The organism is Comamonas thiooxydans, from assembly GCF_000964545.1.
GTDB classification, from domain to species: Bacteria; Pseudomonadota; Gammaproteobacteria; order Burkholderiales; family Burkholderiaceae_C; genus Comamonas; species Comamonas thiooxydans.
The window spans coordinates 175947-200040 of the sequence record NZ_BBVD01000004.1; the positions used below are offsets into that span (position 1 = coordinate 175947).

At 63.3% G+C, this 24094-nt stretch carries 20 protein-coding genes and 2 tRNA genes; 15 read left to right on the forward strand and 7 right to left on the reverse strand.

What is annotated here, in order from left to right; genetic code table 11:
* Positions 1 to 259 precede the first annotated feature (259 nt).
* The 3 genes from Cth01_RS06045 to Cth01_RS06055 all read left to right on the forward strand — a co-directional run bounded on the left by Cth01_RS06045 (position 260) and on the right by Cth01_RS06055 (position 4962).
* Positions 260 to 1294 (forward strand): Bug family tripartite tricarboxylate transporter substrate binding protein, encoded by a 1035-nt coding sequence (locus Cth01_RS06045; RefSeq protein ID WP_034377408.1) that lies wholly within the window; start codon positions 260 to 262, stop codon positions 1292 to 1294.
* Between the two features lie 94 nt (positions 1295 to 1388).
* Entirely contained in the window at positions 1389 to 2273 is an 885-nt protein-coding gene (phhA, locus tag Cth01_RS06050) for a phenylalanine 4-monooxygenase (RefSeq protein WP_045838749.1), read from the forward strand.
* A gap of 241 nt (positions 2274 to 2514) precedes the next feature.
* Entirely contained in the window at positions 2515 to 4962 is a 2448-nt protein-coding gene (locus tag Cth01_RS06055) for a DUF3772 domain-containing protein (protein ID WP_045838750.1), read from the forward strand.
* Here Cth01_RS06055 and Cth01_RS06060 read toward each other — a convergent pair.
* Complete coding sequence (locus tag Cth01_RS06060) at positions 4902 to 5885, reverse strand: esterase/lipase family protein (RefSeq protein WP_052703265.1); 984 nt, start codon at positions 5883 to 5885, stop codon at positions 4902 to 4904. The two genes, Cth01_RS06055 and Cth01_RS06060, sit on opposite strands and share 61 nt — an antisense overlap.
* Positions 5886 to 6089: 204 nt before the next feature.
* Between Cth01_RS06060 and Cth01_RS06065 the strand changes: the two genes are divergently transcribed.
* From Cth01_RS06065 to Cth01_RS06085, 5 genes are all read left to right on the forward strand, one after another.
* Positions 6090 to 7799, forward strand: a complete 1710-nt coding sequence (locus Cth01_RS06065; protein ID WP_045838752.1) for an AMP-binding protein — start codon at positions 6090 to 6092, stop codon at positions 7797 to 7799.
* Positions 7800 to 7865: 66 nt separating this feature from the next.
* Positions 7866 to 7940, forward strand: a tRNA-Val gene (locus Cth01_RS06070).
* Positions 7941 to 7946: 6 nt separating this feature from the next.
* Positions 7947 to 8021 (forward strand) — tRNA-Val (locus Cth01_RS06075).
* 160 nt (positions 8022 to 8181) lie between these two features.
* Positions 8182 to 8634, forward strand: a complete 453-nt coding sequence (locus Cth01_RS06080) for a bacteriohemerythrin (RefSeq protein ID WP_034377206.1) — start codon at positions 8182 to 8184, stop codon at positions 8632 to 8634.
* 84 nt (positions 8635 to 8718) lie between these two features.
* Positions 8719 to 9681 carry an MBL fold metallo-hydrolase gene (locus Cth01_RS06085; protein ID WP_034391117.1) on the forward strand — a complete coding sequence of 321 codons (963 nt, stop codon included), beginning with the start codon at positions 8719 to 8721 and terminating at the stop codon, positions 9679 to 9681.
* 7 nt (positions 9682 to 9688) lie between these two features.
* Here Cth01_RS06085 and Cth01_RS06090 read toward each other — a convergent pair whose 3' ends face one another.
* Together Cth01_RS06090 and Cth01_RS06095 are read right to left on the reverse strand one after the other, a co-directional pair.
* Positions 9689 to 9964 carry a DUF2798 domain-containing protein gene (locus tag Cth01_RS06090; protein ID WP_034391119.1) on the reverse strand — a complete coding sequence of 92 codons (276 nt, stop codon included), beginning with the start codon at positions 9962 to 9964 and terminating at the stop codon, positions 9689 to 9691.
* On the reverse strand, positions 9957 to 10757 hold the full coding sequence (locus Cth01_RS06095) for a siderophore-interacting protein (protein ID WP_045838753.1): 801 nt from the start codon (positions 10755 to 10757) through the stop codon (positions 9957 to 9959). The genes Cth01_RS06090 and Cth01_RS06095 overlap by 8 nt, the downstream gene beginning before the upstream one ends.
* A 67-nt stretch (positions 10758 to 10824) precedes the next feature.
* Here Cth01_RS06095 and Cth01_RS06100 point away from each other — a divergent pair, with 67 nt between their 5' ends.
* From Cth01_RS06100 to Cth01_RS06110, 3 genes are all read left to right on the forward strand, one after another.
* Positions 10825 to 11268, forward strand: a complete 444-nt coding sequence (locus Cth01_RS06100) for a MarR family winged helix-turn-helix transcriptional regulator (RefSeq protein WP_045838754.1) — start codon at positions 10825 to 10827, stop codon at positions 11266 to 11268.
* A gap of 338 nt (positions 11269 to 11606) precedes the next feature.
* The gene (locus Cth01_RS06105) at positions 11607 to 13964 is read left to right on the forward strand and encodes a catecholate siderophore receptor Fiu (protein ID WP_034377211.1); all 2358 of its coding nucleotides are present in this window, start codon (positions 11607 to 11609) and stop codon (positions 13962 to 13964) included.
* Positions 13965 to 14163: 199 nt separating this feature from the next.
* Positions 14164 to 14844 carry a Fe2+-dependent dioxygenase gene (locus Cth01_RS06110; RefSeq protein WP_045838755.1) on the forward strand — a complete coding sequence of 227 codons (681 nt, stop codon included), beginning with the start codon at positions 14164 to 14166 and terminating at the stop codon, positions 14842 to 14844.
* Positions 14845 to 14871: 27 nt separating this feature from the next.
* Here Cth01_RS06110 and Cth01_RS06115 read toward each other — a convergent pair whose 3' ends face one another.
* The 3 genes from Cth01_RS06115 to Cth01_RS06125 all read right to left on the reverse strand — a co-directional run bounded on the left by Cth01_RS06115 (position 14872) and on the right by Cth01_RS06125 (position 20200).
* Positions 14872 to 15444, reverse strand: a complete 573-nt coding sequence (locus tag Cth01_RS06115) for a DUF4124 domain-containing protein (protein ID WP_034404338.1) — start codon at positions 15442 to 15444, stop codon at positions 14872 to 14874.
* A gap of 208 nt (positions 15445 to 15652) precedes the next feature.
* Positions 15653 to 17863, reverse strand: a complete 2211-nt coding sequence (locus Cth01_RS06120; protein ID WP_045838855.1) for a TonB-dependent receptor domain-containing protein — start codon at positions 17861 to 17863, stop codon at positions 15653 to 15655.
* 357 nt (positions 17864 to 18220) lie between these two features.
* Positions 18221 to 20200 carry a lytic transglycosylase domain-containing protein gene (locus Cth01_RS06125; RefSeq protein ID WP_045838756.1) on the reverse strand — a complete coding sequence of 660 codons (1980 nt, stop codon included), beginning with the start codon at positions 20198 to 20200 and terminating at the stop codon, positions 18221 to 18223.
* Between the two features lie 15 nt (positions 20201 to 20215).
* Between Cth01_RS06125 and Cth01_RS06130 the strand changes: the two genes are divergently transcribed.
* On the forward strand, positions 20216 to 20788 hold the full coding sequence (locus tag Cth01_RS06130; protein WP_034377217.1) for a 5-formyltetrahydrofolate cyclo-ligase: 573 nt from the start codon (positions 20216 to 20218) through the stop codon (positions 20786 to 20788).
* Positions 20789 to 20806: 18 nt separating this feature from the next.
* Positions 20807 to 21067: a hypothetical protein gene (locus tag Cth01_RS06135; RefSeq protein WP_034354650.1), complete on the forward strand. Its 261-nt coding sequence runs from the start codon at positions 20807 to 20809 to the stop codon at positions 21065 to 21067.
* 117 nt (positions 21068 to 21184) lie between these two features.
* Here Cth01_RS06135 and queC read toward each other — a convergent pair whose 3' ends face one another.
* On the reverse strand, positions 21185 to 21949 hold the full coding sequence (queC, locus tag Cth01_RS06140; RefSeq protein WP_045838757.1) for a 7-cyano-7-deazaguanine synthase QueC: 765 nt from the start codon (positions 21947 to 21949) through the stop codon (positions 21185 to 21187).
* Positions 21950 to 22064: 115 nt separating this feature from the next.
* Here queC and Cth01_RS06145 point away from each other — a divergent pair, with 115 nt between their 5' ends.
* Both Cth01_RS06145 and Cth01_RS06150 read left to right on the forward strand, forming a co-directional pair.
* Entirely contained in the window at positions 22065 to 22745 is a 681-nt protein-coding gene (locus tag Cth01_RS06145) for a glutathione S-transferase family protein (protein WP_003050937.1), read from the forward strand.
* Positions 22746 to 22804: 59 nt separating this feature from the next.
* On the forward strand, positions 22805 to 24067 hold the full coding sequence (locus Cth01_RS06150) for a multifunctional CCA addition/repair protein (protein WP_034404341.1): 1263 nt from the start codon (positions 22805 to 22807) through the stop codon (positions 24065 to 24067).
* The last annotated feature ends 27 nt before the right edge of the window (positions 24068 to 24094 follow it).

Here is a 24094-nt window from a genome sequence, read left to right on the forward strand (position 1 = left end):
CCGCCTCGTCTGCTCGCTTGCAGCATGGCCGGCGTGGACTCCGGCGCTACGCAATACATCAAAAAGATACCAATGGTTACCACTCCGTCAAACGGACCATGTGGCGATCGGTTTCCGTCCCTATACTTTCCGTCATGCTGCACTGCCGCATCCACGCCTGACGTGAGTCGGCGCAGCCAGCCTCAACGCCCGGAAGGATCCAGTGTCGCGCCCCCATCAGCCCCCCGCTACAGCCCCCGAGGACTGCAGAGCACCGAGGCTGGAAGCGCCTGCCGACACCTGGCGCCTTTCCCGCCGCCAGGCCATGACCCTGGCGGTGGCTTCGGCGACCTCCCTGATCGCGGACAGCGCGCATGCTGCCAGGGATGCGAGCGCCCTGCCGTCGAATTCCAGCCGCAGCCGCAACGAACTCTCGCTGGTCGTTCCCTATGCGGCGGGCGGACCGCTGGATCGGGCAGCGCGCAAGCTGACGCAGGAAACCACGGCCCTAGGCAATATCAATGTGCTCAATGTCGCAGGCGACGGTGGCGCCACGGGTGCAGCCATGGTGGCCAGAGCAGGAGCGCGCGAGCCCATGCTGCTGATGGGTGCCGTGGCCACACATGCCATCCTTCCCTGGCTCAACCCCCAGTTGCCCTACGATCCGCTGCGCGACTTTCAGCCGCTGACACTCGTGGCCCGCATGCCTCATGTGCTGGTCATGCGCAGCGAACTGGCCATGCAGTGGCGCATCTACACGCCCGAGGATTTGCTGCGCTTCATGTCCAAGCACCGGCAGCCCCTGCGCTATGCCTCGGCGGGCAACGGCAGCATCGGCCATATCGCGGGCCAGTGGTTCCAGTCGCTGACCCAGGTTCCGCTCCAGCACCTGCCGTTTGGCGGGGCCAGGCCGGCTCTGTCGGCCTTGCTCGAGGGCACGGCCGATCTGATGTTCGACAACATTGCCTCGGCTCTGCCTCATCTGCGGGCCGGCAGGCTCAAGGCCATTGGCGTGACCTGGCGCTCGCCGCTGCCGGCTCTGCCGGAAGTGCCCAGCCTGGACGACAGCATCAAGGGCATGAATCTGACCACCTGGTTCGGCATCTTTGCCACTGCCGGCATCACGGACAGCCAGGCCAAGCGCTGGTCGGAGACTTTTGCCCAGACGCTGCAAAGGCCCGATATACAGCAGTACTTCGACGCCATGGGCGTGGTGCGCGACGACCTGCGTCTGCAGGACTTTGCCCGCCTGGTGCAGGCCGAGCATGCGCGCTACGGACAGCTCGTCAAGCGCGCCCAGATACAGATGCACTGAGCCAGCTTTCGGCTCGCTTCTCCTTTTCCCTGCTGCGCCCCGGCCACGAGCTCTGGCCGCAGCCTTCGCGACCCCTCATCTCAGGGAGTACCTTATGAACAGCATCCAGAACAGCACCGCCATGACCGGCGGCATCGGCGCGGCCCCCGTCGTCTATGGCCAGTCCGACCGCCCTCCACGCGGCGACTACACGCGTGCCCATGCAGACTACACCTGCACGCAAGACTATGCCGCCTATACCGAGGCCGAGCATGACACCTACCACCGCCTCTACGAGCGCCAATCCGCGCTGCTGCCGGGCCGCGCCAGCCAGCATTTCATCGACGCCCTGCCGTCGCTGGGCGCCAAGGAGCGCATTCCGCGCTTCGAGGAAATCAACGAGCGACTATTCAAGGCCACGGGCTGGGAGATCGTCGGCGTTCCAGGTCTGATTCCCGAGGTACCGTTCTTCTCGCTGCTGGCCCAGCGCAAATTCCCGGTCACGGACTGGATACGCAAGCCCGAGGAGTTCGAATACATCGTCGAGCCCGACATCTTTCACGACCTCTTTGGCCATGTGCCGCTGCTGTTCAACCCCGTCATGGCCGATTTCATCCAGGCCTACGGACAGGGCGGCCTCAAGGCCGCCGAACTCGGCGCCTGCGAGATGCTGTCGCGCCTGTACTGGTACACGGTGGAATTCGGTCTGATCCGTGAGAGCGGCGGCGTGCGCGCCTATGGCGCAGGCATTCTCAGCTCTGTGGGCGAGCTGGAGTACAGCGTCAACAGCCCGCAGCCGCACCGTTTGCCGCTGCAGCTGGAGCGCACCATGCGCACGCTCTACAAGATTGACACCTATCAGCAGACCTATTTCGTGATTGACGACATGCCCCACCTGCTGAACCTGGCCGATACCGACTTTGCGCCGCTGTATGAGCAGCTTCGTCAGCGGCCCACCATTGGCGCCAAGGAGTTGCTGCCCGGCGAGCAGCTGATTTAGTCAGCGGATGTATACCGGCACGCGCCTTGGCAAGCGCGAGGTCAAGAGCCGAATTGTCAGATGAGAATTCGGCTCTATTCCTTTCCAGAAAAGCGCATAAAGCTCCATTTTTAATAGCAATTGACGCCGAATATCCAGGCTGCAAGCCCTGCATGACTTGGCTGCGCCCTGAAACCCTGACCGCAGCATTGCACCTATAGTGAGCGCCAGAGGCAAACTGCCGCCCACTCACTTCTTCACAATGCATTACCGCTGCAACCAACTGCTGCGCTGGCTTTTAGCGCTCCAACTTTGCATAGGTCTGGCCGTCGCGGCCGAGCTGCCTGCCAATGGCGATATCCAGACCACGTCCATCGCCCAGATTCAACAAGCATCGAACACCCTGGACAAGGTACGCCAGTCGCTCGATGACGCCGACACCTCCGAAACGCTGCAGGCACTGTCCGAAAAAGCCCTGCAGTCCAAACGCGATGCCGACAATGCCGTCACGGCGCTGGAGCCGCTGCTCAAGCAAATCGACGCTCGCATTGCCCAGCTGGGTCCGGTGGCCGAAGGCAGCGAGGAATCCCCCGAACTGAGCCTGCAGCGCAAGGATCTGGCGCAGCAGCACAGCGAGCTGGACTCCGCGCTCAAGCGCGGCAAGCTGTTGTCCATGGAGGCCAAACAGACCACGGACAGCATCGAGAAAATCCGCACCCAGCAGTTCAACGCACAGATCGCCCGCAAAGTGGCATCGCCGCTGTCGCCCTCGCTGTGGAAGCAGTTTGCCGAACATCTGCCAACCGACCTGCAGCGCATTGCGGCCCTGACACGCCAGGGCCAGGCCAGCTTTGCGGCAGCCATTGCCGAACATGGCTGGTCGGCCACGCTGACCAGCATTGCCCTGGCGCTGTTTGTGATGTTTCCGCTGCGCATCGGCCTGCGCTATGCAGGCCGCAAATTTGCGGCCTCCGAACGCGCACCCAACGGACGGCTGCGCCGCACAGGTCTGGCTGTCTGGATGCTGGTAGTGGGTACGGCCCTGCCCGGCCTGGCCAGTCTGATATTCATCGAGAGCCTGCGCTCCATAGACGCGATTGCACCGCGCCTGCAGACCGTGGCCGATGCCTGGATTCAATCCTCATTTGTCGCCGCCTTCTTCCTCTCCGTCAGCGCCTGCCTGCTGGTGCCCAAGCGTCCGACCTGGCGACTGCTCAACATCGACGACATCGCCGCCCCTGCGCTCACACGCTTTGCCTGGGGAGCCGCCGGTCTGACCTGGTTCTCCATGATGCTCAACGCGGTGGACATTGCCGCACGCACCAGTGCCGTCAGCAGCGTGGCCCTGGACGGACTGATTGCGCTCGTCTATGCCTTGCTCATCATGTCGGTGCTGATGGTCATCAACAAGCAACGCAAGCGCCAGCAACTGGCCGAGCGCGAGAAGGCCGCTCACCATGGTGACGATTACCGGCCTGCGGCAACCAGTCGCTGGCTGATGCTGGCCTGGCTGGGCGGGCATCTGACGGTGCTGGCCGCACTCATCGCAGCGCTGATCGGTTATCTGAACTTCTCGGTATTCGCAGCCACGCAAATGGTCTGGATCACCGTGGTGGTTCTGGCCACCTCGCTGCTGATGAAGTTTGCCGACGACCTCTTTACCTGGCTGTGCTCCAGCGAGAGCCGTATCGGACAGGGCTTCGCTGCCGGCACGGGGCTCAGGCCCTCGCGCCTGGAGCAGGTTGGCGTGCTGTTGTCGGCTCTCACGCGTGTCTGCCTGTTGCTGCTGGGGCTGATGGCGCTGATCGCGCCCTTTGGCAACTCCAGCAGCCTGATCGTGCTGGCCGATACGCTGACCAATGGCCTTCCCGTGGGCGACTCCTTCCTGCGCCCCATGACGATCTTGCGCGGCCTGCTGGTGCTGGTTGCAGGCCTGACCGTGTTTGGCGCCCTGCAGCACTGGCTGGTGGAAACCTATCTGCCCAAGACCGAGCTGGATATAGGCGCACGCAACTCCATCAGCACAGTGGCCCGCTATATGGGCATTTTGCTGTCCGGCCTGTGGACGCTGGCGGCCCTGGGCATAGGCTTTGAAAAAGTGGCGCTGCTGGCCAGCGCCTTGTCCGTCGGCATCGGCTTCGGTCTGCAGGCCATCACGCAGAACTTTGTCTCGGGCCTGATTCTGCTGGCCGAGCGCCCCGTGAAGCTGGGCGACCGCGTGCGTATCGGCGATCAGGTCGGCGACATCCGCCGCATCAGCGTGCGCGCCACCGAGATTCAGACCGATGACAAATCCACCGTCATCGTGCCCAACTCGGAGTTCATCACCAAGTCCGTGCAGAACCTGACCATGGATGGCGCGCTGGGCCGCATCTCGATCGCGTTCTCGGTGCCGCTGAACACCGATATCGTCAAGCTGCGCGAGGTGCTGCTGGGCCTTTATGCCGAGCATGAGGCCGTGCTGAGCACCCCTGCTCCTTCAATGTATGTGGACTCCATCAATGGCAGCGTGGTCAACATCACCAGCTTCGGCCATGTCTCCAGTTCGCGCAATGTCTACAGCACGCGCAGCGACCTGCTGTTCGGCCTGCTGCAGCGCTGCGCCGAGCAGCAGATCGCCCTGGTTTCCGCCACCGACATCCACCTGATTCAGGACCCGCAGGCCCGTGCCCCGGCGTCGGCTGCGGAGGCGCCCACCTCGGCTGCCTGATGCCCGCTCTGCAATTGCGCCTGCAACTGCAGGCAGTGCTGCCAGACCCGAGGATCGAACAGCAGCTGCATATGCGCTGCATCGTCGACCTGATGACACTGCGCATTCGGCAAGATCGCAAGACCAGGGGGGAAGACGATGTTGTCGCTGCTGCTGCACCAGCAGCTGAATGACACATCCTGGGGCGGCGGCCCCAGCCGCTGCAGCCAGTCGCTGCCTTCGCGCATATCCACGGCCGGCAGGCGCTGCGCAAACCGCGCCAGCCAGGCTCCGCCATGCGGCGTGGCCACGGTGACCACATGGGCCGCATGGCGCGCACGCTCATCAGCATCGAGCCGATTGAGCCAGGCCCGCACCACCAGACCGCCCATGCTGTGCGCAACCAGAAGAGGGGCACGGCCGGTTTGCTGGACCATGGCTTTCACGCATCTGTCGAGATCGTCCACCATGGCATCGACTGGACTGCCATGAGCCGGCTCCAGCGTCACGGCCATGCAGGGAATACCGCGTGCCTTGAGCCTGCGCAGCCACACGGTCCACACGCCACGGTTGCAGAAATAGCCATGCACCAGTACCACGCCCACCTGCCCTTGCAGCTGCTTGCCCTCGCGATCCACAGGCACTCCATCGGGCTCTGCATGCTCGCCAAAAGGAATCTGCCAGCCGAACAGCCGCCAGGCCCAGCGCCACTCGGCAAACCAGGCCCGCAGCGCGACCATGGCAGGCGGCAGCGGCAATCCACGACCGCGCAGCACCGCACGCATCATCAGCATCTGCGTGCCCAGCTGCAGCCCGGCTCCGCTCGCAATCAGCCCCGCGCCCAGCAGTGCCACAGCCACTGAGCGCGGCCACCAATAGCTGCACCAGAGCAACAGCGCCAGCCAGCTTCCCATCACCACACAGCGCCAGAACCAGGTATTCAAAGCTGCTCCTCCTCAGAACGTGTTTGCGTTCTCGGACCCAGCGTAGCAAGCATGCCGCTCCACGCCTAGGACAAGCCCCCGTAGACCCTGACAGACCGCATCCGCAGAATCAGCCGCAGCGCAGGTTTTGCACGCTGGCCTTCTTTGTTCAACCCGCCGCCCTCTTCCCTGGACGACGAGCGGCTTCTGCAAGGTACCTCTTCTATGGACGCTGCCGCTCCCTGGTTCAAGAACTATCCGCCCAATGTGCCGCACGATGTGCAGCCCGAACAGTACCGCTCGCTGGTGCACCTGCTCGAAGAAGCCTTCAGCCAGCATGCAGAGCGGCCGTTTTCGGTCTGCATGGACCGCTGGATGAGCTATGCCGAGCTGGACCGGCTATCCGCACAGATGGGGGCCTGGCTGCAGAGTCTGGGTCTGGAGCCAGGAGCGCGCGTGGCCATCATGCTGCCCAATGTGCCGCAATTCGCCGTCAGCATGGCCGGCGTGCTGCGTGCAGGCTTTACCTGCGTCAACGTCAACCCGCTCTACACCGCGCGCGAGCTCGAGCATCAGCTCAAGGACTCGGGCGCCACGGCCATCATCATCCTGGAGAACTTTGCCCACACCCTGGCCCAGGTGCTGGAGCGCAGCCATATCCGCCATATCTGCCTGACCAGCATGGGCGATCTGCTCGGCGGCCTGTACGGCAGCTGGATCACCTTTGCCGTGCGCCATCTGGCCAAGATGGTGCCGGCCTTCGACCTGCCCCTTGGCTCGGATTCAGGCGCCGGCAGCCAGCAGCGCCAGGTCGCCCAGTTCAGCAAGGCGCTGACCGAGGGCGCAGGACGCAAGCTCATCCCCAGCACGGCCACGCTGGACTCGATTGCCTTTCTGCAATACACGGGTGGCACCACGGGCCTGTCCAAGGGGGCGGTACTGACCCATCGCAATATCGTCGCCGCCACGCTGCAGGCCCATACCTGGTTCACCCCAGCGCTGGAAGGCAGGGTCAAGGCCAATGAAACCCATATCGTGGCGGCCTTGCCGCTCTATCACATTTTCGCGCTCACCGTGAGCCTGTTCGCCATGCGACTGGGCGGCAGCCTGAGTCTGATTCCCAACCCGCGCGATATCCCGAAATTTGTGAAGGTGCTCAAGAAGCGGCCCTTCCATGTGCTGCCAGCCGTGAACACCTTGTTCAATGCGCTGCTCAATAACCCGGAGTTCCGCCAGCTCGATTTCTCGCAGTTGTTCATCTCCCAGGCCGGCGGCATGGCGGCGTCCGAAGGCACGGCGCGTCAGTGGCAGCAGACCACGGGCTGCGCCATGATCGAAGGCTGGGGCATGAGCGAGACCTGCGCCATAGGCACGAACAATCCCGTGACCAACAAGGAGTTCACCGGCACCATAGGCCTGCCTCTGCCCGGCATCTCGATCGCCATCAAGGACGATGAAGGCCACGACCTGCCAAACGGCCAGGCGGGAGAGCTCTGCATCAAGGGCCCCAACGTCATGCACAGTTACTACAACCAGCCTGCAGAGACCGCCAAGGCCTTCACGGCCGACGGCTATATGCGCACCGGCGATATCGGTGTGCTGGACGACGAGGGATACACCCGCATCATCGACCGCAAAAAGGACATGATGGTGGTCAGCGGCTTCAACGTCTATCCGAACGAGCTGGAGAACGTCATCTCCATGTGCCCCGGCGTGCTCGAATGCGCAGCCGTGGGCGTCAAGGACGATCAGCAGGGCGAATCGATCAAGGTCTATGTGGTGCGCAGCGACCCCTCGCTGACGGAAGACCGGGTCATGCGCTACTGCCAGGAGCAGTTGACGGGCTACAAACGGCCACGCTATATCGAGTTCCGCGACGAGCTGCCCAAGACCAATGTGGGCAAGATCCTGCGGCGCGAGCTGCGCTCGAACTGAGTTTTTTCAGAAAATTTACGAGTTTTCCCGAAGACTTCCAAAGTTGCTGCTAGAATTGCGGTCTTCGGGTGATTAGCTCAGCGGTAGAGCACTGCCTTCACACGGCAGGGGTCACATGTTCGATCCATGTATCACCCACCAGTTAAAGCGCGATTAGCTCAGCGGTAGAGCACTGCCTTCACACGGCAGGGGTCACATGTTCGATCCATGTATCGCGCACCAGACAAAGCCTCTTGAATTTCGGTTCAAGGGGCTTTTTCTTTGCCCGCACGGCAGACCGCCCCCCCTCTTTTGGAGGATGCCTGCCCACCGATACGGCTTGCATAATGGTCTTCAGAGACAAGCTGCGCGCACTCCGAAGCATTCACAAGAAGACATTGCCATGAGCCACACCGCCACCCTGGTCTGGGGAGACCATCTGCTCATGGGCCACGGGCCCATGGACGAATTGCACGAGGAATTCGTCGAGCTGATTGCCCTGCTGCAAACCGCCGAAGACAGCGAGCTGCCCAGTCTGCTGCAAGCCATGGAAAGCCATCTGCAGCACCACTTTGCCGAAGAGGACCAGTGGATGCTGAGTACCGGCTTCCCTCCACGCGACTGCCATATCGACGAACATGCGGCCGTGCTCAAGTCGGTGGCAGAGGTCCGCGTCAAGCTCGCCGAAGGCAATGTAGCCCTTTGCCGCGATCTGACCAAGGCCCTGGTGGACTGGTTTCCCGGCCACGCCACGCATCTCGACTCGGCCCTGGCGCACTGGCTGTCCAAGCAGCGCTTTGGCGGCAAGCCCGTGGTGATTCGCCGCAACATCCTGCCTTCGGTCGAATCGCACTGAGCAGCTCGCCCACGCGACAGCTGCGTGATGAGCGGTCTGCTAGGCTTGTGCAAAACACAAAGCACCGCACAGGAGACCAGTCCGATGAATGCATCCCCGGCAATGCATGTCCCACTGCCGCCCGGCATGACCGTGCTGGAGCGCGGCTGGCTGTCGGCCAACAATATCGTCTTTGCCGCGCAGGCCGGCGATGCCGAAGGTGCTGCCGTCATCGACACCGGCTATGTCACGCACTCCGCACAAACACTGGCGCTGATCGAAAGCACGCTGGAAGGTCAGCCGCTGGCGCGCATTCTCAACACCCATCTGCACAGCGACCATTGCGGAGGCAATGCTGCACTACAGCAGGCTTATCCACAGGTGCAGACCTTTATCGCACCAGGCCAAGCCGAGCAGGTACGCAGCTGGGACGACGCCGCCCTCAGCTACGCCCCCACGGGCCAGGAATGCCCACGCTTTGCCATCACGGGCCTGCTGCAGCCAGGCAGCGCGGTACGCCTGTCGGGGCGCGACTGGCAGATCCATGCAGCCCCCGGCCATGATCCCCATTCGGTGATTCTGTTCGAGCCTGACAGCCGCATCCTGATCTCTGCCGATGCGCTATGGGAAAACGGCTTTGGCGTGGTCTTCCCCGAGATCGAAGGCATTGCCGCCTTCGACGAGGTCGCCGCAACACTGGACGTGATCGAGCGGCTGAAGCCCCGCCTCGTCATTCCCGGACACGGCGGCTTGTTTGGCGATGTGCAGGCGGCTCTGGGCATTGCCCGCAAGCGGCTGGCAGGCTTTGTCCAGTCTCCGGAACGCCATGCCAGCTATGCCGCCAAGGTACTGCTCAAATACAAGCTGCTGGAGTGGCAAAGCATCAGGGTGCAGGATCTGCAGGACTGGGTTTGTGCCACCCCCTATTTCGGCATCCTGCACCAGAGCTACTTTGGCGCACAGACCGCGCAGCAATGGCTGGAAAGTCTGATCGAGAGTCTGCTTGCCAGCGGCGCGGCCGAGCTGCGGCGCGATGCAACCGGTACTCCCATCCTGCTCAATCAGTGAGGAACGCTCAGTGCTGCACGGTGGCGGCAACCAGCCGCATGACCAGCGGACGCACCAACACCACGCAAGCAAAGGCCGAAGGCATGGCCAGCGCATAGGCCTTGAGCACTCGCCATCCATAGCCTGCCCCCAGGCCGCCGTTGGCAGCCACGATGATGCAGCACATGAAGAACGCCATGATCAGCGCCATGTAAAAGGCAAACACCAGGGATGTGTAGCGCTTGTGCAGCTTGCGACGCAGTATTGCAGTGAGTCGTGAAGGCGGACTTGTCTCTTCAGTCATTCGCGCTCAGTTCCTCGTGGTGAGCGGCCTCGCCCTGCTTCCAGTAGGACGCAATCCGCATGCGCTTGGGATGGGCACCGGGCTTGGCCAGAATGCGCTTGCGCAGATCGGCCATGGCACGATTCTCGCCTGCAGCCCAGACAAAGCCCTCGCCTTCGGGCAGTTCCAGCGCATCCACCGCATCGGCCAGCGAACTCACCCACTGTAGGTCCAGCGCTGCGGCGCTGCTCCAGTGGCGTTGATCGACCTGATTGCCGACCTGCACCCGCACGATGGCGCGGCTGCCGGCCGGCAGTTCCGCCAGGCGGCGCTCCATGGCGGGCATGGCGCTTTCATCGCCCAGCAGCACATGCCAGTCCAGATCGGCGGGCACGACCAGGCTCCCGCGCGGGCCGGCCAGGCCCAGCCATTGGCCGATAGGTGCTGCGCGCGCCCATTCCACGGCCGGACCCGAGCCATGCTCGGCGAACTCCAGCTGCAGCGTGTTGCGGGCCGCGTCGTAGTTCAGCGGCGTGTAGTCGCGCATGGTGGGGCGCTCGCCGGCTATATGCGGGCGACCGTCGACCATCTGCGGCAGATTGGGCCTGTCCATCCCGGCCTGGGGCAGGATGAGCTTGGTATGGTCGTCAAAGCCCGCGCTGACAAAGCCTGCCAGTTCGGGGCCGCCCACGGTCAGGCGGATAAAGCCGGGGCTGAGCTGCTCGCGCGCCAGCAGCTGCACATGGCGCGAGCGGAATTCGTGGCGTACACGCTGCATGATGGACACTGTCTCGGTGTTGGACATGATTTTCATTAAGTTGATAAAGTCCACGAAATATCCATTAATAAGTTGACTAAGTCAACAAACAACCTTTCCCACCATGAGTTCATCCATCGCTGCCGAAGTGTTCGAGGTGCTGCACGATCTGCTGCACCTGTTTCGCGCGCGCCTGCTTGAGTCGCTTGAAGCGGTGCAACCGGGGCTGACCTTCAACGAATTCCGCATCCTCATGCACACCGGTCGCCACCCCGGCATCACGCAAAAGGAACTGGTCGAGCACAGTCACACCGACAAGGCCCAGATGGCGCGCACCCTGGCCCAGTTGCAGGACAAGGGCTGGCTGGAGCGCTCTGCCAGCGAAGCCGACAAGCGCGTACGCTGCCTGCAACTCAGCACCAGGGGGCAGCAGTTGTTCGACCAGCTCAGAAGCCGGCGCGAGCAGATAGCCACCGAGCTGCTCAGCGACTTTCCTGCGGCCCAGCAGGCCTTGTTGCATGATTTGCTGCTGCAGGCCAGGGACAGCGCCCAGGCTACGCAACCGTAAATACTCTAAAAAAGAAGCAGCCAACGCATGCTGCTCGATGATTTCAATGCTCTAGCACCTTGAAATACAGATAGAAAAGGCGGTAGTAGCTCTCATATTCGAAGTGAAGCGAGCGCCCGCCTACCCCAACCATGTTGCTATGCAACAACGCCGTGCATGATTCTCCGTAAACTTTCGCAAAGTTATATTAAGAATCATTATCATTTGCTGCATTCGTACCCGAGTACGCTTTAGCCAGCCAGGACTTCGCCCGGACGCCACCCGCGTCTGCGCTCGCATCACAAGTGCAGACAGCCAGTACCAGCCAGCCAACTGTCTTCACTTCCAGTCCTTTCAACATGGCTCAATCCAACATCTATATCCAAAGCCGCAAGCATTCCGCGGGCCGCTTGCCTTCCTCCGCCGGCCTGGTCGCCTGCGCCACCGTGCTGGCCGGTGCCACGCTGGCACTGCCAGCGCAGGCCCAGTCCACAGAAACCACGCTCAAGGAAGTCAAGGTGGAAGGCAAGGCCGACACCGGCTACACGCCCGGCCAGCTGTCCTCGCCCAAGTTCACCCAACCGCTGGTCAACACCACGCAGACCGTCAACGTCATCAAGGAGCAACTGCTGCAGGAGCAAGGCGCCACCACGCTGACCGAGGCACTGCGCAATGTGCCCGGCGCCGGCACCTTCTACGCGGGCGAGAACGGCAACACCAGCACCGGCGACGCCGTCTATATGCGCGGCTTCGACAGCTCCAGCAGCATCTATGTGGACGGCGTACGCGACATAGGCTCGATCTCGCGCGATATGTTCAACATCGACCAGGTCGAAGTCACCAAGGGCCCGGCCGGCACGGACTACGGCCGCAGCGCCCCCACGGGTGCCATCAATCTGGTGAGCAAGCAGGCCAATCTGAACAACAGCTTCGGCGGCTCCCTGGGCCTGGGCTCGGCCAGCTACAAACGCGCCAGCATCGACCTGAACCGCGTCATCAATGCCGAGACCGGCACGGCCGTGCGCCTGAACGCCATGGCGCAGGACGCCAATGTGGCGGGCCGCAACGGCATCGAGAACAACCGCTGGGGCATTGCGCCCTCGTTCGCCTTCGGCCTGAACTCGCCCACCCGCGTGTTCGTGAACCTGTTGCACATCAAGCAGAGCAATGTGCCCGACGGCGGCGTTGCCACCATCGGCCTGCCTGGCTACACCTCTCCCGACGCTGCGGGCTATGCGGGCCGCCGCGCCTTTCTGGACTCTGCAGCACGCGTCAACAGCAAGAACTTCTACGGTACGGCCTCCGACCACGACGATGTGACGGCCAATATGGCGACGCTGAAGGTGGAGCATGACTTCTCGTCCACCACCAAGCTGCGCAACACCACGCGCTGGGGCGAGACCAAGCAGGACTATCTGCTCTCGGCCATCATGGGCCAGGGATATTCTGCGGGCGGCGTGCTTGGCAGCAATTCGCTGCAGACTCCCAACCCCGCCGATCCATCCACATGGTCGATGGCGCGCCTCATCAACACCAAGGATCAGGTCAACCGCATCCTGACCAACCAGACCAATCTGAGCACCAGCCTTGCCACCGGCAGCGTGCAGCATGATCTGAGCCTGGGCCTGGAGCTGACGCGCGAGGAACAGACCAATTACGGCCTGGCCACCTCGGGCTCGGTACCCAGCCGGGTCAGCGTGTACAACCCCGACGCCAGCGTCACGCTGCCTGCCTATGTACGCAACGGCGCCGACAGCAAGGGCAAGACCGACACCGTGGCGCTGTATGCCTTCGACACGCTGAAGTTCAACGACCAGTGGCAGGCCAATCTGGGCCTGCGCCTGGACCGCTACAAGACCTCGTACAACGCCATGGCGGTCTGCACGGCCACCTCGACCACCCAGCCCTGCGGCAGCAACCCTGCTGGCACCGTGGTGCCCACCACCTCGGACGGCCTGAGCAAGTCCGGCACCTTGCTGAGCTGGAAGGCCGGCCTGCTCTACAAGCCCGCGCCCAATGGCAGCGTGTACATGAACTACGCTCTCTCGCAGCAGCCACCGGGCGGCAGCAACTTTGCGCTGTCGGCCGCCGTGAACAATGCCGCCAACCCCAATATGGACCCACAGAAAGCCAAGACGCTGGAGCTGGGCAGCAAATGGGAGCTGATGGAAAAGAACCTGATGCTCAGCGGCGCGCTGTTCCGCACCGAAGTGACCAACGAGATCGTCACCAACTCCGACGGCACCGTGGGCCAGACCGGCAAGAAGATCGTGCAGGGCCTGGAGCTGGGCGTGATCGGCCAGATCAACAAGGCCTGGGGCGTGAGCGCGGGCTACACCGTGCAGAACACCAAGGTCGACACCGGTGCCCTGGTGGCAGCCGACGCCAGCAACGGTCTGACCTATACGCCCAAGAATGCCTTCAGCCTCTGGAGCACCTATCAGCTGCCCTTCGGCCTGACGATTGGCGGCGGCGCGCGCTATGCGGGCGGCCTCAAGCGCGGCACCGACGGTGCCGTGGGCACGCCCAGCCACACGGACTCCTACTGGGTCTTTGACGCCATGGCCAGCTACCGCGTGAACAAGAATCTGGACATCCAGCTCAATGTCTTCAATCTGTTCGACAAGGACTATGTGGCGGCCATCAACAAGAGCGGCTACCGCTACTTCCCCGGCATTGCACGCTCGGCCCGTCTGACTGCAAACTTCAAGTTCTGATTGGAAGTTCTCCCCCTGAGGCGCTGACGCGCCTTCCCCCTCTCTGGCGCTGAGCGCCGGAGGGGGACGACATCTTCGCTGCGGGGCGGCCCTTGCTTGATGTCTCTGGCTTGGGCCATGCCAGCTTGAAGGCTGCGCCCTCTTTTTACGCTTTCAGCCCCGCAACTGCGGGGCTTTCCCGTCCGAGGAAATTCATAAAATGATGCTGCACATCCCCAATGTCCTGAGCCGCGAGCAGGTCGCCAGCATGCGTGCCGCCATCGATGCTGCCGACTGGGTCGACGGCCGCGCCACCGTGGGCAGCCAGGGCGCCCAGGTCAAGCGCAACCGGCAGCTGCCCGAGCACTCGCCCGTGGCCCAGGAGCAGGGCCGCATCATCTTGCAGGCGCTGGCCGCCAGCCCGCTGTTCTTCAGCGCCGCCCTGCCCGCGCGCACCATGCCGCCGCTGTTCAACCGCTACAGCGACAGCGAGACCTACGGCCTGCATGTGGACGGCGCGGCACGCCGCGTCGCGGGCTCCGAGCAGTGGCTGCGCACCGATGTGTCCTGCACGCTGTTTCTCTGCGAGCCCGAGGACTACGAGGGCGGCGAGCTGGTCGTGGTCGACACCTACGGCACGCACGAGGTCAAGCTGCCTGCGGGCGACCTCATTCTCTACCCGTCAACCAGCCTGCACCGGGTCGAGCCTGTGACACGCGGCGAGCGGATCTGCTCCTTCTTCTGGGCCCAGAGCATGGTGCGCGACGATGCACGCCGCGCCATGCTGTTCGAGATGGATCAGGCCATCACGGGCCTGCGCGGAAAGTTCGGTGAAACCGAGGAAACCGTCAGCCTGACCGGCCACTATCACAACCTGCTGCGCATGTGGGCCGAGACCTGAGAAGTGTTCTGAAACCGGCCGAGCAGCTCAGGGCCTGTGCTTTTCGGCGCAGCCGACCAGGTGGTTGTGCATGCTGGTCATGCACTGGTACATATCGCGCGAGCGGCCCGTGGCGGCCTTGCAGTCGCTGACCGTGGCCTGGGAGCGCAGCTTCACGAAGTTGCCCGCCGAGCTGTCGTACTGGGCCTGGGTGATATAGCCGCCCCTGAGGTTTTTCTGGCCGTTTTCCAGCATGGTCTCGATCTGGCTGCGGATGTTGTCCACCGCCAGCGCGCAGTTCAGCGCCACTTCCTTGCCATCGACCTTTCTCAGGCCCTGGGCCAGACCGTCGGCCATTTCCTGAGCGCCCTTGGGCAGCTTCCTGGTGCCGTCGGGATTGCGTGTCTCCGGTCCTTCGCCAAAGCGCCCCGCGCCCGCCCCCGAGCTGCCGTTGGGAGAGACCTTGACCTGCGATGCATCCGCCTGCTGCGGCGGCAGCTGCGAGCCGTAATGCGTCTGCCCTTGCGCATCCACCCATTTGTAGACGGGCTGTGCCGTCAGGGCACCGGCCCAGACCAGTCCCAGCGTGGCGATGAGCACGCGGCCTCTTGCTGTTGACATTGCGACTTCCCCCTCACTCGGTGCTGGTCTGCCATGCACAGAACCAGTATTTGTAAATAAGTGTAAGCAATAATCAGCAATATGAAAACAGGAGCTGCCTGCGCTTTTTCATCCAAGGTTTCAGACATAAAACAGTTTGAAACCTATGATTGAAATACGCTGACAGCTCCTGATTCAGAAGCTCATGCCGCTTATAAAGCGCTCAGCCTCAGAACTTCATGTTCGCCGTGATCCAGAAGGTACGACCGGCCTGTGTCACGCCCGACACACTCTGGCCGCCCTGGAAATAGCTGTTCACCCAGGTCGGCGTGCCGTTGACGCTCACCTGCTGATACTTGCGGAAGTCCTTGTCGAACAGATTGAAGATGCTGGCGTTGATGCTCAGGCTCTTGTTGACCTGATAGCTGCCTCCCAGATGGAACAGCGCATAGCCCTTGATATCGCCCACGGCGTCATACACGTCCCTGTTGGCCTTGCTCAGATTGTCGTAGGAGCCGCTGAAGCGCGGACTCTTGCCGCGGTACTCGCCGCGCGCCCACAGGCGCCACTGGCTGCTCGGCGTCCAGTCCAGCTGCACATTGGCAATGTGCTTGGCGGTGTTGGCGAGCTGGCCGTTCTTGACGCCGCTCTCGATCACCTCGCTATTGGTCCAGGTGTAGCCGGCCTTGACGGCCCAGTCCTTGGCCAGCTGGGCGCGGCTGCTCAGCTCCAGACCCCAGGTCTTGGCCTTGTCCACATTGATGGAGTAATCGGCCGTGGGGTTGTAAGCGCAGCTGGAGATGTAGACCGAGCCAGGCTTGTTAGGATCACAAGAGCCGCCCGAGGCGATCTTGTCCTTGACATCGTTATGGAAGAAGGTGGCCGCGCTGGTCCAGCCCGCCTTGTTGTCATACAGGGCCGACAGCTCCACATTGGTGCTGGTCTCGGGCTTGAGGTTGGGATTGCCGATGCTGATGGTCTTGCCCTGGCCGGTCACGCCGCTGACACCGTCGATCAGCTGATTCAGGCGCGGCGCCTTGAAGCCCTGGCTCACGCCGCCCTTGAAGGTCCAGTTCGTCGTCGCATCCCAGACCAGATAGGCGCGCGGGCTGAACTGGCCGCCAAAGGCATCATGGTGGTCATAGCGGCCGCCCAGCGTGGCCGTCAGGCCCTCGCGCAGACGCCATTCGTCCTCGACAAACAGCGACCACATGGTCTGCTTGTGACTTTGCGGCAGCAGGCCGTCCTTGAGCTTGGCATCCCAGAACTGGCCGCCCACGGTCAGCATATGGGCATCGCCCACGGGGGCCACCAGCTTGCTGTCCAGCACCAGATTGGTGGTCTTCAGTTCGCGATCGGCGCCGCCGCGTGGGTCGCCCTTAGGCACCGATGCGCTGGGAATGGTGCGGCCAATGGTCTCGGTTTCGGTATGCATCAGGCTGCTTTCCAGCGTGCCGAAGCCCAGGCGGCCGGTATGACCGATGCTGACCTGATCGCGGTTGAAGCGCAGGGCGTCGCGGTAGCCGGGCAGTGCTGGATCGCCATTCTTGTCGACAGGATTGAGTGCATCACGGCTGCCCAAACGACCATCCTCGTTGTTGTACCAGGTGCGGGCCTGGTCCACGTCCAGCCAGATGTCGTGATAACGGCTGGGCGTCAGCGTCAGCTTGGCACCCAGGCTGTGCTGGCGGCTTTGAGCCGGCGCGGGGTTGCGCGCCTGTGCGGGCTGGGCGGCGCCAGGGGCCAGCACCCAGTCGGCGGCATCGCGGTTGAAGGTGCTGCCGCGCACGGCCAGACCCAGCAGATCCTGCTTGATGGGGCCGTTGATGTAGAAGCTGCTCTTGTACTGGTTGCCCCATTCGCTGTCTTGCGGAATGCCGGCGCCCACGCTGACTTCGCCGCCCCACTCCTTGCTGACCTTGCGCGTGATGATGTTGATCACGCCGCCCATGGCGTCCGAGCCATAGAGCGTGGACATGGGGCCGCGAATGACTTCGATACGCTCGATGGCCGACATGGGCGGCATGAAGCTGGTCAGTGCGGCGCCGAAGCCGTTGGGCGTGACGTCGCCCGCCACGTTCTGGCGGCGCCCGTCGATCAGGATCAGCGTGTAGTCGCTGGGCATGCCACGGATGCTGATGTCGAGACCGCCGGTCTTGCCGGTGCCGCCCATCACATCGATGCCTTCCACGCCCTGCAGGGCTTCGGCCAGATCGCGGAAGTTCTTGGTCTCAAGCTCCTGGCGCGTCACGACGGAGATGGAGGCCGGGGCATTTTTCAGCTCCTGCTCGAAGCCGGAGGCAGAGACAACCACCTCCTCCATGGTGGACTCCCTGGCTTGTGCAAAAGCATTGCCGGCGCATGCGGCGGCAGCGGCCAGGGCCAGTAAACGGGGTTGCCAGCGAATGTGGCGGGCACGGCTGAGAGCTGCGTTGGACATGATGACTCCTCGGCCTGCCTCGGGCAGGTCGTTCACAGATACGGGTAGGAAGCGGCGGCCCGGTGGGCCTTCTGGACAGCTGGCTGGCAGCTAAAGGGAGACAAAGCCGAGGTTGTATGTGACGTTATGGGCTCTGACGGTTGCAATTATGTACTTTTGTAAACGCAAACCAGTCTCATTCGCCATCTGTTTGTAGGTTATTCACCTACAAGGGGCTTTGCATGCTATTTCACGCGCGCCTCGGCGCGGGTCTTGTTTGAGCACTTGAAGAGCTCAATAAAAAAAGCGCTCCACACCTTTCAGGTAGAGCGCTTTTCACTATCATTAAATGAGCAATCAGCTCATCGAAACACCCGCTTATGGCAAGTCCTTCATGGTTTCGGGATCATTGGCCGGGCGCGGGCCTACGGTGCCCAGTCGGCTTTTGAGCGACTGAGGCTGGCCGGTGATCAGCGCCGCATAGTTGGTGGTGTTGGAGAGCACCTTCTTCACATAGTCGCGGGTCTCGCTGAAGGGCACGTTTTCGGCCCAGATGGCGGCATCCAGCGTGGGTCCGTTGCGCCAGTTGCGCGGGCGGCCCGGGCCGGCGTTGTAACCCGCGGCAGCCAGCGCCATCGAACCCTCGAAGTCATCCAGCGCCAGCTTCAGATAGGAGGTGCCGATGGTGATATTGGTGTCGCGGTCGTTGATCATGTCGGGAGTGAAGCCCGTCATGCCGATCTTCCTGGCCGTCCAGCGCGCCGTGGCCGGCATCACCTGCATCAGCCCCGAAGCGCCCACACCCGAGCGTGCATCCATGATGAAGCGGCTCTCCTGGCGGATCAGGCCATAGACATAGGCCGGGTCCAGCCCGATATTGCGCGACTTGGCCAGCACCGTGTCGTGATAGGGCATGGGAAAGCGCTGCTTCCAGTCGGCAAAGGTCTTGGTGCGCTCGCTGGTGTTGATGCAGCGATCCCAGACCTGGCGCTCGCAGGCCAGATCGGCGGCCGCATACAGTTCGCGATCTTCCATGCCTCCCGGCTGGTGCAGATTGGTGGAGTAGTTCCACTCGCGCACGCCTTCGCTGCGCAGCCCCATGCCAATCGCATACAGGCTGCGGCTCAGGCCAGGGTTGCTGCGCGCCGCCGCCTTTTCCTGCGCCGTCAACGGCGCGGGCGCGGGCGGCACGGTGATGCGCTGGCCGATTTCCTCCAGCGCCAGCTGCTCGTAGAAGCTGCTGCTGCCGGCCGTGTCCTCCAGCAGTTGGCGGGCTTCGGCCTTTTCCTCGGCATTGGGGCGGCCCGCCAGCATGGCCTTGGCCTTCCAGTAGGCCCAGGTCGGGTCGGTGCGCTCCGGCCCCATGGCGTCGATGGCACGGCGAACGGCCTTCCAGTCGCCGGCACGCAAGGCGGCGCGGGCCTTCCAGCCCAGCAGATCGTCGCTCAGGTCTTCGTTGCGGCGCACCTTGCCAAAGTAGTTGTTGGCATCGGGCGAGAGCTTGAAGGCGGCCTGCTTGCCGGCCACGGCCCAGGCCCAGTTGCGCTCCTCGCCGTTGAGCTGGGCACCCCAGCCGCCGTCGATCTGGGTGGCAGCCGCATCGGGATCGCTGGCCGCCATGCGGATCAGGGCCAGCAGGGCCAGTTCCTTGCGCTCGCGGCCGCGCGCCTTGCTCTGGCCTGCCAGGTATTTGGCGGGCGAGGCAAACACCTGCGCCACCTGGTCGGCGGCCTCGGGGGCGACGATGGCCACCGCATCACGGGCCGCCTTCTGGCGATTGTTTTCGGTGGCAACACGGGCACGGCGCCAGACATCGGCGTCGGTGATCAGCTTGTTCGCATACAGCTGGCCGGCGGCAGTGGTGCAGCCGTCATCGGCATCTTTTTGCGCCATCCACAGATCGCGCACCTGCTGGCCCACATTGGGCGCGCCCCGGCCTTGCAAGGCGTCGGCCAGCAGGGCGTAGCAGGTGACGGACTTGTCGTCGCGCATGCGGAACTTGGGATAGACCTGGCCGAAGGTGTTCCAGTCACGCTGCTTGCCCAGCAGCAGCAGCCAGTCGTTGCGCAAGCGGTCTTCGTGGTAGGTGCCGGCATAGCGGTTCAGAAAGCCCTGGATTTCATCGGGCGACGCGGTTTCCAGGCGGTTCTTGAGTTCCCAGTAAGCGGCCCAAGGTTCGAGGGGGTGACCGGCAGCCTGTGGCAAGAGCTGGGTCAGCGCCGTCTGATTGCGGCTGCGGAATGCTTTTTGCATATCCAGCAACACGGCGTCGCCCGGGTTTTGTGCCTGCGCAAACGGAGCAGCTACAGTCAACAGGGAAGCCGCACAAAGCGGTGTCAAAATCTTCAGCCAGTGCATGGAGGAAATTATCCGATGGACAAAGCAGCGTTACGCCGCAAGTTGATTGAACTGCGCCTCAACCTTCCAGATCGCCTGCAACGCGCCGATGCGCTGCAGCAGGTGATGCGCTTTTGGCTGATGGAGCGGCCCGATACCGTTATTGGTGCCTACTGGCCCATCAAGGGTGAATTCGATCCGCTGCCAGCCCTGCATCGCTGGAAGGAAGATGGCGAGCTACAGGGTACTCCACAAAGGCGCAGGATCGGGCTGCCGGTGATAGACAAACAGCGCAAGACGCTGAGTTTTCACGCCTGGTACCCCGGTTGCCCGATGGAGGAGGACGCCTATGGCATTCCCAAGCCCAAGGATACCGAACTGCTGGTGCCCACGCTGCTGTTTGTCCCCTGCGTAGGCTATGCAGCCGGCGGCTACCGCCTCGGCTATGGTGGCGGCTTCTATGACCGCACGCTGGCCGAGCTGAGCCCGCGCCCGTTCACCGTGGGCCTGGGCTATACCAATGGCTATGTCGATGACTTCCAGCCCGAGGTCCATGACCAGCCGCTGGACGCCATCCTCAACGACAACGGCGTGGTCTGGCCCGTCTAACCCTTGAATCGCTTTGCCATGAGTCGTCCCCGCAAGAACATTCCCCAGCGCCGCTACCGCCAGCGCCCGCCACTGACCGTGATGCAGCTGCCGCTCACGCACCCCGAGGTGCTGCGGCTGCAATCCCATATGCGCCGCCATGGCGCGCTCGGACTGACACCGCGCCAGCACGATGCCATCTGGGACTTTCTGTTCGAGCGCCCCGAGAGCCAGGCCTGGCTCAGCCAGATGACGGCGCAGATTCAGGCCGGGCAGATCGCCACGCGGCCCAGCGCCTGAATCGGGCCGATCGAAAAAATGCTCCTCATTGAGGAGCATCTACCAATTTAAATCAAAGGACTTCAGCACCATATCAGCCTGAAGTCCTTTTTTATCAAGCGCAAGAAGCTATCAATTTCAAACTGCGGACTGGCTGGCGCGCCAGTTGCGCCAGCCCGATGCACGCAGCTCGCAGGCCGGGCAGCTGCCGCAGCCATAGCCCCACTCGTGCAGCGCATCGCGCGTGCCCTGATAGCAGGTATGGGTCTCGGTGCGGATCAGCTCCACCAGATCGCTGCCGCCCAGATCCTGGGCCAGTTGCCAGGTCAGGGCCTTGTCCAGCCACATCAGCGGCGTATCGATGCGCAGCCGGCGCTCCAGGCCCAGGTTCAGCGCCAGTTGCTGGGCCTTCATGGTGTCGTCGCGGCAATCGGGGTAGCCCGAGTAATCGGTCTCGCAGACGCCGGTGACGATCACCGTCAGACCTCGGCGATAGGCCAGCGCGCCGGCCAGCGTCAGAAACAGCAGGTTGCGGCCCGGCACAAAGGTGTTGGGCAGGCCGTCGGCCTGCATGGCAAAAGCCACATCCTCGGTCAGGGACGAGCCGCCAATCTGCTTGAGCACGTCGAGCGACAGCACATGGTCCTCGCCCAGACGAGGCGCCCACAGGGGAAAGCGCTCAGCCAGCTGCTCGCGCACACCGGCGCGCACCTGCATCTCCACGCTGTGGCGCTGGCCGTAGTCAAAGCCCAGCGTCTCCACGCGCTCGAACATGGCCAGGGCCTGGGCCAGGCAGGTGGTCGAGTCCTGGCCGCCCGAGAACAGCACCAGCGCGCCCTTGTGGTGACCGGCCCCGGCCACCTGAGCGGCCGGGCTTGCAGAAGAAGTCGAAGTATTTGCCATAGTGCTGCAATTACATCATCCGCCGCGCCGCCGAGACATGACTGTGGAATCAAAACACACAGACCGTCAGGCCCAAGCTTGATAAGCTGCTCGACAAACCACACAGGAGTCCGCCATGAAGCTCTATATCGGCAACAAGAATTACTCGTCCTGGTCCATGCGCCCCTGGGTGCTGATGCGCCAAAGCGGCATCAGCTTCGAAGAGCTCACACTGCGCTTCGACAGCTTTGCGCCCGACTCCAGCTTCAAGCTGCAGGCGCTGGCACTCGCACCAACCGGCAAGGTGCCGCTGCTGGTCGACGAGGGACTGATCATCTGGGACAGCCTGGCCATCTGCGAATACCTGGCCGAGCGTTTTCCCGACAAGCATCTGTGGCCGCAGACCGTGGCCCAGCGCGCCCGCGCGCGCAGCCTGGTGGCGCAAATGCACAGCGGCTTCGGCGCGCTGCGCAGCTTCTGCCCCATGAATATCGAAGCCCAGTTGCAGGAAACCGGAGCCCGGCTCTGGGCCGAGCATGCCGATCTACGCAGCGATGTCCAGCAACTCGAAGAGCTCTGGACCCCGCTGCTGAGCGCAGCCAGCGGCCCCATGCTGTTCGACCAGTTCAGCATTGCCGATGCCTTTTTTGCGCCGGTGTGCATGCGCATCAACAGCTACGGCCTGCCGACCTCGGCCCCTGTGCGCGCCTATGTGCAGCGCGTCACCCAGTTGCCAGCCACCCAGGAATGGATTCAGGCCGCGCTGGCCGAGCAGGACTTTCTGCAGTTTGAAGAGCCCTATCGCCAGCAGCGCTGAGGCCTGGCTCCCGCGATTGCGGTATCTGCAGGCCCGCTCGCAGCCACTACCATTGCAGCATGAGTGAATTCAAGGTTTTCAAGGTAGGCGGTGCGGTGCGCGATGCATTGCTGGGCCTGCCCGTCAACGATACGGACTGGGTGGTGGTTGGCGCCACGCCGGAGCAGATGAGCGCGCGCGGCTTCGTACCCGTGGGGCGCGACTTTCCGGTGTTTCTGCACCCCCGGACCCATGAGGAATATGCGCTGGCACGCACCGAGCGCAAGAACGGCATGGGCTATCGCGGCTTTGTGGTCCACACCGCCGCCGATGTGACGCTGGAAGAAGACCTGGCGCGGCGCGATCTCACCATCAACTCCATCGCTGCTCCCGCAGACTGGACAGGCAACGGCAACTTCGAAGACCTGGTCGACCCCTACCACGGCCAGCAGGATCTCAAGGATCGCGTGCTGCGCCATGTGACCGATGCCTTCCGCGAAGACCCGGTACGCATTCTGCGTCTGGCCCGCTTTGCGGCGCGCTTCACCGATTTTTCCGTCGCGCCCGAGACCATGGAACTCATGCGCGAGATGGTGGCGGCCGGAGAGGTCGATGCCCTGGTGCCCGAGCGCGTGTGGCAGGAAATCAGCCGCGGCCTGATGGAGGCCCGGCCCTCGCGCATGTTCGAGATCCTGCGCGAATGCGGAGCGCTGGTCCGGCTGCTGCCCGAACTCGACAAGCTCTGGGGCGTGCCCCAGCGCGCCGAATACCACCCCGAGATCGATTGCGGCGTGCATGCCATGATGGTGCTGGACATGTCGGCCCGCTTGCAGGCACCGCTGTCCGTGCGCTTTGCCTGCCTGTGCCATGACTTCGGCAAAGGCACCACTCCAGCCGATGTGCTGCCCCGCCATATCGGCCATGAGCAGCGCAGCGCCCGCCTACTGCTGCTGGTCTGCGAGCGCTGGCGCGTGCCCAACGACTGCAAGGAGCTGGCCGAGGTCGTGGCGCGCGAGCATGGCAACATCCACCGCAGCCACGAACTCAATGCCGCCGCCCTGCTGCGCCTGCTCGAGCGCTGCGATGCCATACGCAAGCCCCAGCGCTTCGAGGAAGCCCTGCAGGCCTGCGAATGCGATGCGCGCGGACGTCTGGGCTTTGAAGATGCGGCCTATCCGCAGCGCCAGCGCCTGGGCAATGCCCTGAAAGCGGCGCTTGCCGTGGAAACCGGCCCGGTCGCCCAGACCGCAGCGCAGCGCGGCCTCAAGGGCAAGGCCATCGGCGACGCAGTGAGCAAGGCGCGCGAGCAGGCGATTGCCGCCTATCTGGAAGACGGCGCCTAGCCGTCCGCGCGCCAAGGCCCAGAAGGC